This window comes from Bacillus sp. FSL K6-1106, from assembly GCF_038005245.1.
GTDB lineage: Bacteria > Bacillota > Bacilli > Bacillales > Bacillaceae > Bacillus > Bacillus altitudinis.
This window is the reverse complement of sequence record NZ_JBBOSV010000005.1, coordinates 1-11,040: the sequence shown is the minus strand read 5'-3', so window position 1 is coordinate 11,040 and position 11,040 is coordinate 1. Positions and strand designations below refer to the sequence as shown.

At 43.6% G+C, this 11,040-nt stretch carries 4 protein-coding genes and 1 riboswitch; all 4 genes read left to right on the top strand.

Annotated elements, in window-relative coordinates:
• The first annotated feature begins 2 nt into the window (after window positions 1-2).
• Window positions 3-1,094, top strand: coding sequence for an ABC transporter ATP-binding protein (locus MHI20_RS19015; protein WP_144668201.1), 1,092 nt, complete (start codon window positions 3-5; stop codon window positions 1,092-1,094).
• Entirely contained in the window at window positions 1,094-1,963 is an 870-nt protein-coding gene (locus tag MHI20_RS19010; protein WP_008347830.1) for an ABC transporter permease, read from the top strand. Before MHI20_RS19015 ends, MHI20_RS19010 begins: the two co-directional genes overlap by 1 nt.
• Window positions 1,956-2,759: an ABC transporter permease gene (locus tag MHI20_RS19005; RefSeq protein WP_008347828.1), complete on the top strand. Its 804-nt coding sequence runs from the start codon at window positions 1,956-1,958 to the stop codon at window positions 2,757-2,759. The genes MHI20_RS19010 and MHI20_RS19005 overlap by 8 nt, the downstream gene beginning before the upstream one ends.
• 368 nt (window positions 2,760-3,127) lie before the next feature.
• Window positions 3,128-3,220: riboswitch (cyclic di-GMP riboswitch) on the top strand.
• 146 nt (window positions 3,221-3,366) lie between these two features.
• The coding region (locus tag MHI20_RS19000) for an amino acid adenylation domain-containing protein (RefSeq protein ID WP_340940673.1) at window positions 3,367-11,040 on the top strand (7,674 nt) is incomplete at its 3' end.

The following is an 11,040-nucleotide window of genomic DNA, read 5'->3' as shown; positions in this document are numbered from 1 at the left end:
GCATGAGTGGAATCAATTTGGAACATATCAGCCAGCATTTTGGCGAGCAGATTGCTCTTGATGATGTCAGTCTTACGGTAAAAGAGGGGGAATTTTTCTCCCTTCTTGGCCCTAGTGGCTGCGGAAAATCAACTTTACTCAATATCATTGGTGGTTTTTTAGAACCAACAAAAGGAGTCGTCTATATTGGTGATCAGGATGTGACGACTTTACCTCCTTATCAAAGGAAAACGGGGATGGTCTTTCAAAGTTATGCACTTTTCCCACATCTCACCGTATTTGATAATGTTGCATATGGGTTGAAGGTTCAAAAGAAAAAGAAGGCGGAAATCAAGCAAAAGGTGATGGAGAGCTTGTCTCTTGTGCAATTAGAGTCATTTGCCAAACGTATGCCGCACCAATTAAGTGGTGGTCAGCAGCAACGGGTCGCAATTGCACGGGCACTTGCTATCCAGCCGGCTGTTCTCCTTCTTGATGAACCACTCAGTAATCTAGATGCAAAGCTAAGAAAAAATATGCAGACGGAGCTGCGAAATATTCAACGGAATGTCGGAATTACGACTATTCTTGTGACGCATGATCAGGAGGAAGCCTTAAGCCTTTCCGACCGAATTGGGATATTAGGTGAGGGGAAAATTCAGCAGATTGGGACACCTTTAGAAGTATATCGTCAGCCAAATAATCGTTTTGTTGCTGAATTTATCGGACAGGTCAATCTATTTGAAGTGGAGTATGATGAAGTTACTTCCACATACACTGTTCCACATTTCACTCAATCAAACGGGAAGCAAGTTCAGCTAAAAGCTGCCGCATTTAAAGAGAAGAGCGAGAAGCATTTACTCATGCTGCGTCCCGAGAGAATCAAGTTATCTTCTGGCGGGGAGGAAGTTCAGCCAAATCATGTCACAGGAATGTTGGCAGATGTCAGTTATATTGGGCACTCTTTACGTTTGGTCGTTGGGCTTGATCAAGGTGAAATCATTGTCCATGCATCAGACGCAGCATTTCCCGAGCTGCCTCGAGTTGGAGAAACTGTGCATATTCATTGGCAGCCTGAAGATATTGTTTTCTTAGATTCGAAGGTGCATGCGTGATGCGAATCAAAAAAAAGAATCAGCGCTTTCATTGGTTTATGCTGCTGCCAGCTTGTTTGTTTCTAGTTGTATTCCTTCTTGCTCCGCTTGTGATGATGTTTGTCCTCAGTTTTCGTGATGTGGATTCGATGATGAATACGTTACAATCCTATAGTTTGTCTCAATATTTACATGTATTTACGACAGATGCATATGTGAAAGCAATTGGAAGTACTGTGTGGGTGGCCTTACAGACAACGGTGATTTGTTTATTGATGGCATATCCTGCAGCTTATGTGCTAGTGAAAGCACCTCATCCAAGATTGCGGGCTTTTTTCTATATCTTACTTGTATCGCCGCTTTTGACGAGTGTCGTCATTCGGACATTTGCATGGATCGTTCTTCTTTCGCAAAATGGCTTGATCAATGGTATGCTGATCGATTTACATCTGATTGAGAAACCGCTATCGATGCTGTGGAATATGAATGCGGTCATTATTGCTTATGTTCAAGTGATGCTGCCTTTTGCAGTGCTGCCTATTGCAACGAGCTTAACTGATATGGACCGTCACTTAAGACCGGCTTCTATGAGTCTTGGGGCTGGGCGTATACGGACATTTTTTCATGTGACCTTGCCGCTTACGATTCCAGGCATGATCACCGGAGCAATTATTGTCTTCTCACTTGCAGCAGGAAGTTATATTACTCCTCTGCTAGTCGGCGGACGGATGCAGCCGCTCTTGCCACTGTCCATTTATCAGCAGGTCATGCAGGTGTATAATTTGCCTCTTGCCGCTGCGATGTCCTTTACTTTATTGATTTGTGTGCTAGCGGTCGTCAGTCTATTAAGCTATCTATTGAAGCGATGGGAGGCGAGGATGCATGCGTAAAAAATCAATAAGTGACCGTTTGCTTTCGGTTCTGATATGGACCGCAGGCTCACTCGTTTATCTCTTTTTAACCGTACCTGTTCTTGTCATTGTTCTTTCTGCTTTTAGCCCGAATGCCTTTCCTGAATTCCCGCCGACTTCGTTTTCCGTTCGCTGGTTTCATGAGGTCGTGTCGAATCCAGAATGGATGGAATCTTTGCGTATCAGCGTGATTCTGTTATTGATTGTGACGCCGCTTACTGTTCTTTTAGGAACGATGGCTTCTTATGCTTTAGCAAGGCTTTCTTTTAAGGGAAAGGAAGCTGTTCAAGCCTTTATTTTGTCACCTCTTATGATTCCTCAGGTGGTATTAGGGATTGCGATGCTGTATTTGTTTACGGCTATGGGTTTTACAGGGTCTTTGTGGGCATTAGTCATTGGGCATGTCATCATTGGTTTTCCTTATGTGGTACGAACCGTGGGTGTCAGTGTTTCAAATCTTGATCCACGTCTTGAGCTAGCTTCCATGAATCTTGGTGCAGGGCCCATACGTACTTTCTTTCGTGTGACACTGCCCTTGATCAAGCCGGGCATTATCGCAGGTGGCGTGTTTTCTGCTGTGACATCATTTGGTGAAATCTCGATTAGTTTGTTCGTTTCTTCACCTCAAACCATTACGATTCCCGTGAGGACGTTTAATTACATTGAGCAAACTTTTGATCCGAGTGTCAATGCGATATCTGTCATATTTATTATCATTTCTATCATTGCGTTGCTCATTATTGAGAAAACGATTGGTCTGTCTAAGGTGATGTAAATATAATGAAGAAACAAGGAGCTGTCATTTGAAATGACAGCTCTTTTTGTATTGTTTTTTATGGTAAAAATATTCAAAGTTTTAGGGAATATAGTTCTTAAGATTTAAGAAAATGCGAGGCGTGATAGGAGACCTCTCTCCTACATTTTCGGTCATATTTGCAAAATTTAAGGAAAAACATGAAATTTTTGCGGTAATTGGTCATTTATTTTCGGTGGAACGCAACTATTATTAGTTATTTTCGGTAAATATCGTAAATTATGATGTGATCCCTTCGGCATAACGCATGAATCTTTACACCCATTTTTCGGTGAAAAAAACAATAATTTCATATAAAGTGGACGTAAATAGAAAATATCTAAAAGAAAAGAAGAAAAAGGCAAATCTATGGAAACATAGAGACGCAAAGCCATGTCCTAAGGTAAAAGTTTCTTTTTTACTATGGTCGGCAGGTTACCGAATCAAAATGGGAGTCCCTCCGTTTTATTCGGGGTGGGCTCCTTTTCTGTTATTCGTCTATTTTGATGAAATAGACTTGGTTCTTTTGATATAGAGGGTGCAGGGTATCACATTTGGTGGAGAAAACATAGAAGAGCGGAGGATAAGAATGAGTACAGTTTATTACCCCTTAACACATGCGCAAAAGCGAGTATTCTACACGGAAAGATTTTATCCAGGCACAAGTATTTCTAATTTGGGTGGGTTTGCCAAGTTAAGATCGGTATCAGGTCTAAATCCTTCTTTGATCGTTGATGTGCTTCAAGCGTACATTCGTGAAACTGATTCTCTTCGTTTAAGGCTTGTGTATCAACATGAGCAGGAGGAGCCCGTTCAATATATCAAGCCATATGAAAAACAGCCGATTCGTTTGGTGAAAGGATGGAGTGAAAAGGAAGTCAGGGCGTGGGCGAACGAGGAGATTCGTGAGCCGATGGAACTGATTGGCCGTTCCTTAATCGAATTTACGGTCTTTCAAATCAGTGATCAAGAGTGCTGGCTGTTCTGTAAAGCACATCATATTGTGGCTGATGGTATTTCAATTATCTTGATGGGAAACCGAATCATTGATCTATACCATGACATGCTGCAGGGGACAGACATCTCCCCAATTGAAGACATTTCCTTCGTTGATCACATCATGAGTGAGCAAACGTATGAATCTTCTAAACGTTTTCAGAAAGACCAAGTTTTTTGGAACGAGCAATTTGCCAATATTCCAGATTTCGCTTCTTTAACACCGCATAAAGGTTACGAGATGAGTTTACATGCGGAGAGATTTTCAGGGGATATTCCAGATGCTTTAAAGGAGAAGCTTCGAGTTTTTTGTGAAGAAGAGAAAGTCAGTATGCTTTCTATGTTTATGTCCGCTGTCTATATTTACTTGCACCGATTTAGCGGCATGGAGGATGTGGTCCTTGGAACCTTTATGGGCAATCGGACAAATGCAAAGGAAAAAAAGATGATTGGGATGTTTGTGTCGACCATTCCGATGCGCGCATCTGTGCAAGGATCCCTCACGTTTCTTGATTTCGTGAAGCAAGTCATGGCGGATCAGATGAAGATCTTGCGTCATCAAAAATATCCTTACAATGTGCTCATGAATGATTTAAGGGAAAGAGATGGATTTACAGGACGCCTGTTTGATATTTCTTTAGAGTATCAGGTCATGCAGTGGCAGAAAAAAGAGAATCTTTCGTTCATTACGGAGCCGATTTTTAGTGGAAGCGGAATGAATGATATATCGATTCATGTGAAAGACCGCTGGGATACAGATACATTGACCATTGATTTGGATTACCGTACAGATCTATTTAGTGAAGACGATATGAGTAAGCTGTTTGATCGATTGATGATTTTGCTGGAGGCGGCAGTCTCTCAGCCAGATCAGCTGATTGGGGCTCTCTCTTTACTGCCAGCAGATGAACAAAAGCAGCTGCTTCAATTATCTAAGGGAGAAGCATTTGATTTACCAGGAGCGAAACCAGTTCACCACTTATTTGATGAGGTAGCTAAAAAGTATTCAGAACGAGCAGCTGTGGTAGCGGAAAATGGAACGTTCACTTATGGAGAGCTGTATCAAAAAGCGGACAAACTGGCACGATTTTTACAGATGAAAGGTGTCTCGCGTGATGTACCAGTTGCCGTTTTAATGGAACGGACGGCAGATGCGATGGTTGCCATTTTTGGGATATTAAAAGCTGGCGGTGCATATGTACCGATCGATCCAGCATTACCTGAGGAACGCATTCAATTTATTGTAGAAGATTCTGGTGCTTCTATCGTTTTAACAGAAGAATCGTTTGTTCAGCGATATTCATCCATTGCGGAAAAAATGATTGTCCAGCAGCATATGGAATTAGAAGATCGTCCGCTACCTGAGCTGATCGATCAGACGACATCACAGGATTTGGCTTATCTCATTTATACATCGGGTACGACTGGAAAGCCGAAGGGAGTGATGATCGAGCATCTTCAGCTGCATCATTTGGTTCATGCTCTGCATCACGAAGTGTATGAGGGGGCAAATCAGCTTCAAGTGGCGCTTCTTGCACCATTCCATTTCGATGCATCTGTTAAACAAATCTTTGCTGCTCTTTTATTTGGACATACGCTTCATATTGTGCCAAGAGAAACGACACGAAACGGTGTACAGTTAGCGACTTATTACAAAGAACATCAAATCAAAGCAACAGATGGAACGCCAGCACATGTGCAGCTTTTACTTGCAGCTGATTTGGATGGGCTTGCACTGACTCACATGCTGATTGGGGGAGAAGCACTCCCTGCGAAAGCAGCGCAGGCGCTGATTGAAGCTGTGCGTGTCAGCCAGCCCGATTTTGCCTTGTGGAATGTGTATGGTCCGACAGAAACGTGTGTGGATGCGGCGGTTCACCGTCTAGATCTCAGTGAGCTGCAGAAGTCACCAGAACAGCGCTATGTGTCAATTGGAAAGCCACTGGGTCATCATCGGATTTATATTTTAAATGAACATGAACAACTACAGGTGCAGGGAGCTGTGGGAGAACTATGCATTGCGGGAATAGGTGTTGGACGGGGCTATGTGAATCAGCCTGAATTGACGGAGAAGGCATTCAGACCAGATCCATTTTTTCCTGAAGACCGGATGTATCGCACAGGTGATGTAGTGAGATGGCTTCCAGACGGCACTATTGATTACCTTGGAAGAATAGATGACCAAGTAAAAATAAGAGGTTACCGCATCGAAACAGGTGAAATTGAGGCAGTCATGGAGCAGGTAGACGGAGTCGATCAGGCTGTCGTGCTTGTCGTGGATGAACCGGACGGTGGAAAGGCTTTAAGTGCTTACTATCAAGCACGACAAGAATTTCTTTCCGTGGACACCCTGCAAGCCGCTATCAAACATCAGCTGCCAGCTTATATGATGCCGCTTTATTTCAAGCAGCTGGAGGCATTTCCACTGACAGTTAGCGGGAAAGTCGACCGGCGTGCGCTTGCTGCTTTAAAAGGAGACAAGGCTGTCAGTGCTGTTTATGTAGCGCCTAGAAACGATGTAGAAACGAAGCTTGTTCGTTTGTGGGAAGACGTTCTTCATCAAGAGAACATAGGTGTGTACGACTCATTCTTTGACCTAGGCGGGCATTCACTCAAAGCGATGAAAGTTCTTACACTCGTTCAGCGGGCTTTTCAAGTGGAGGTCCCTTTATCTGTTTTATTTGAACAGCAAACGATTGCAGCACTTGCTGTTTATATTGAACAAGCGGAAAAGTCTTCCCAAGTGGTCATACCGAAAGCACCGACTGCCGCCGATTATCCACTGTCACCAGCGCAGCAGCGTGTTTATATGGTGACTCAGTTGGAGCAGAGCATCGCCTATCATATGCCTGCCGTTGTGAAATTAAGAGGAACACTGAAACGAGAGAAATTGGAGGCAGCTTTTGAAAAACTGATCGCACGTCATGATATGCTGCGCACTTCTTTTCATACAGTCAAAGGAGTCCCTCGTCAGCGGGTAGCTTCATCCGTTCCATTTCAAATAGAACAGGTGACAGGCAGCACGATGGAAGAGAACATGCGTCAATTTGTCCGACCTTTTTATCTTGAGCAGGCTCCGCTTTTGCGTGTTGGGCTACAGTCTTTACATGATCAGGAGCATCTTCTCTATTTCGATATGCATCATCTGATTTCAGATGGTCTTTCAATTGATTTGATGCTGCGTGAGTTGTCTGACGCATATGAGGGAGTAGTGAAAGCGCCATTGAAGCTTCAATATCAAGATTATGCTGTTTGGCAAGAACAACAGGCAGAGCAAGGCGGTCAAATAGATGAAGCATTCTGGCTGAAAGAATTTTCAGGAGATATCCCTGCTTTGCAGCTGCTAACGGATTATCAGCGTCCGGCTGTCCAGTCTTTCGCTGGAGACCGCGTTCTCAGAAACATCGATGAGACGTTAACAGGACGTTTGCAGGAGCTTGCAGCGAATCATCATACGACGCTGTATACCGTGTTGCTTTCTGCTTACTATACATTGCTTGCGAAATACACAGGTCAAAAGGAGTTTGTGGTGGGGACGCCAACAGCAGGCAGGGTGCATGCAGATTTGAATGACATGATCGGCATGTTTGTCCAAACACTTGCTTTACGTTCAGAGGTAGATCCGAACGCTTCAATGACACAGTTGATTGAGCAAGTAAAGGAAAAGACGATGAGGGCGTTTGAGCATCAGCAATATCCATTCGAGCGGCTGCTTGAAAAGCTAAATGTGCAAAGAGATTTTAGCCGCCATCCATTGTTTGATACGGTCTTTACTCTGACGCCAGATCATTCAACAACCCAGCATATTGGAGAGATGAAAGTCGAAGTCGAGGAAACCAATTTCCATATTGCGAAGTTTGATCTCACACTTCAAGCGACGGAGTCAAGTCATGGTCTTTCCTTTGTTCTCGATTACAGTACGGCGTTATTTAAACGAAGTACAGCCGAGCAGATGCTCAAGCATTATGTTTATCTTCTGGAGCAGATGGTCGAAGTGCCGGAGCAAGCGATTCAATCATACCGTTTACTGTCTGAACATGAGGCAGCGGCTCAATTGAAGATGTGGAACCCGTTACCTACGCCTTATCCTGCGGAAGAAACCATTGTGACGCAATTTGAATCACAAGTACAGCAGCATGGTCACCAGCCTGCTTTGCAATATAAAGATGAGGTTCTTTCTTATCAAGAGCTGAATCGCAGAGTGAACCAGTTGGCTCATTATTTACACGAACATGGTTTTGAAAAAGGGATGAAAGCGGCTTTATTCTTTGAACGTTCCAATGAGATGGTGTTGTCGGTTTTAGCTGTGCTAAAGGCTGGCGGTGTCTATGTGCCAATTGATCCTGACTTCCCTGATGAACGTATCAAGCACTTTTTGACAGATAGTGGTGCACAGTTTGTTCTGACCCATCAGGTGCTGCGTCATCGTTCTGTGCTTACTGCGTTTGAAGGGAAAATCATAGAAACAGAAGATCAAGCCGTTGATCAGCAGTCAGAGAGCAATCCAGTTGTATGTGTTTCGCCTTTGGACTTGGCGAATTTGACCTACACATCTGGTACGACAGGCAAACCTAAAGGGAACATGGTGACGCACCGGAACATTTTGAGAACAGTGAAGCAGTCGAATTATCTTACCATTCATCATAAAGACACGGTGATGAGCCTTTCAAACTATGTATTTGATGCATTTATGTTTGATGTGTTTGGTGCTTTATTGAACGGAGCGAAACTCATTGTTTTGCCAAAGGATAACATCTTAAATATGAATGAGCTTTCTGGCGCGATTGAGAAGGAAAAAGTCAGTATTTTAATGATCACGACCGCTCTATTTCACTTATTGATTGATATGAAAAAAGGCAGCCTGAAAAACGTCAGAAAAGTGCTGTTTGGTGGGGAACGTGCTTCTGTGCCGCATGTTGTGGCAGCCCTTGAAACGGTTGGAGAAGACAAACTTATTCATATGTATGGACCTTCTGAAAGCACGATTTTCACAACGTATTATCCGGTGAATCACATTGAAGAACAAGCACTATCGATTCCGATCGGAAAGCCGGTGAGTCAAACAGCTGTTTATATTGTCGATGAGTTTGGACAAGTGCAGCCGCCGGGAGTTGCTGGAGAGCTTTGTGTTGCAGGTGATGGACTGGTCATGGGGTATTATCACCAACCAGAGTTAACGAGCGAAAAGTTTGTTGAAAATCCTTTCCGATCTGGTGAAGTCATGTACAAAACGGGCGATCTCGCACGATGGCTGTCAAATGGAGATATTGAATTCATTGGGCGAATAGATCACCAAGTCAAGATTCGAGGTCAGCGTATCGAGCTTGGCGAAATTGAACACCAGCTATTGCAGCATCCGCAAGTGAAGGAAGCCGTTGTCATTGCGATATCAAATGATACATTGTGTGCATATTTCACAGCAGAAGGTGCTGTTCCGCTGTCGGATTTACGTGAGCAAGCAGGACGAGAACTCCCTGTTTATATGATGCCAGCTTTCTTCATGCAATTAGACGAGCTACCACTAACGGGGAATGGCAAGGTAGACAGACGGGCATTACCTGTACCTGATGTAAGTGAGCAGGCGGCAAATGAATACGTCCCTCCTCAATCAGATACAGAGCGTATATTGGCACACATTTGGGAGGAAGTTCTTGAGGTGCTGAAAATCGGCAGACATGATCATTTCTTTGAATGCGGTGGTCATTCACTGCGCGGCATGAAAATGCTGAACAGGCTCTATGAAGAGATGCATGTGGAATGTACTTTGAAAACATTATTTGAATCACCCACTTTAGAGGCGTTTGCCCTTGCGGTGGATCAAACAGATCGAACTGAAATCAGGCGAGTAGAAAAAGCGGAAGAAGCGGCTTTTTATCCTGTGACATCTGCTCAGAAAAGATTGTTTGTTCTGCAAAAAATAACAGATGTCGAGCAGAGCTATCATATGCCAGCTGCTTTAAAGCTTGAAGGTGTATTTGATGAGAAACGATTTAAAAAAGCCATTGACCAGCTTGTTCATCGTCATGAAGCATTCCGTACGAGCTTTGACTTCGTTCAGGGTGAACCTGTTCAGCGAATTGAAACGAATGTTTCTGTGAACATTGAAAACATCGAAGGGGATGGCCGAGACATTCAGCAATTAATGAATGATTTTATCCGTCCATTTGATGTAGGAAAAGCGCCGCTGCTCAGAGTGGGGCTTGTGTCTGAATCGGAGAGTGTTCATTATTTGTTGATTGATATGCACCACATCATTTCAGATGGTGCGTCTGTCGGTATTTTAATTGATGAGCTTTCGATCTTGTATCGAGGAGACGAACTTGATGAATTGCCTATTCAATATAAGGACTATGCGGTTTGGTCAACAAGTGAAAAATTTCTTGCACAAAAAGAGGCTGAAGCGGCGTTTTGGTTGGAACAATTACAAGGAGAACTGCCTGTTTTGGCGCTGCCTGAGGATCTTCCGAGACCAAAGGTTCAGACGTTTGAAGGGGGCCGCGTCGAATTCTCTATAGACGGTGCGCTTAAAGCGCAATTGGATGAGTTGGTTAGATCACTCAACAGTACAACTTATACAGTGCTGCTTGCTTGCTACAGTACGCTTTTAAGCAAACTTTCGAGACAAGAAGACATCATGATCGGTTCTCCAGTGGTGGGCAGAACCCATCCTGATATTCAATCAGTCATCGGCATGTTTGTGAATACGCTGGCACTCAGAACAAAACCAGAAGGACATCAGACATTTTCTCAATTTGCGTCAACAGTTCATGAGCTTGTGTTAGAGGCAAATGAACACCAGCTTTACCCATTTGAAGAACTGGTGGACCAAGTGCAAACAGTTCGCGACACAAGCCGCCATCCAATCTTTGATGTGGTGTTCTCGATGGAAAATGCAGATATTTGTGACCTGTCGATGGATGGACTTGATATCATTCCCCAGCCGTTCAATGAGAACATAGCAAAATTTGACTTAACCTTAACTGGAAACGAATCTGACGATCAAATCGAGCTTGTGTTTGATTATAATTCTTCTATCTTTGAACGGTCGTCGATTGAGAAGTGGAAGGAGTATTTCCTTTACTTGATCGAACAAATGGTGTCAGCACCAGACCAATTATTAGATCAGATGCAATTATTATCACCAGCGCAGCAGCAAAAACTGCTTGATGAATGGTCCGGCCCTTATCTAGATGTCCCGACAGATCAAACGGTTCATGCATTGATTGAGGCGAAGTCCCAGGAGGTACCTGATCAAAAAGCCGCATCC

Excerpts from the sequence above, each read along its gene's own strand:
- MHI20_RS19015 (WP_144668201.1), top strand. The coding sequence starts at position 3 with ATGAGTGGAATCAATTTGGAACATATCAGCCAGCATTTTGGCGAGCAG.
- MHI20_RS19010 (WP_008347830.1), top strand. The coding sequence starts at position 1,094 with ATGCGAATCAAAAAAAAGAATCAGCGCTTTCATTGGTTTATGCTGCTG.
- MHI20_RS19005 (WP_008347828.1), top strand. The coding sequence starts at position 1,956 with ATGCGTAAAAAATCAATAAGTGACCGTTTGCTTTCGGTTCTGATATGG.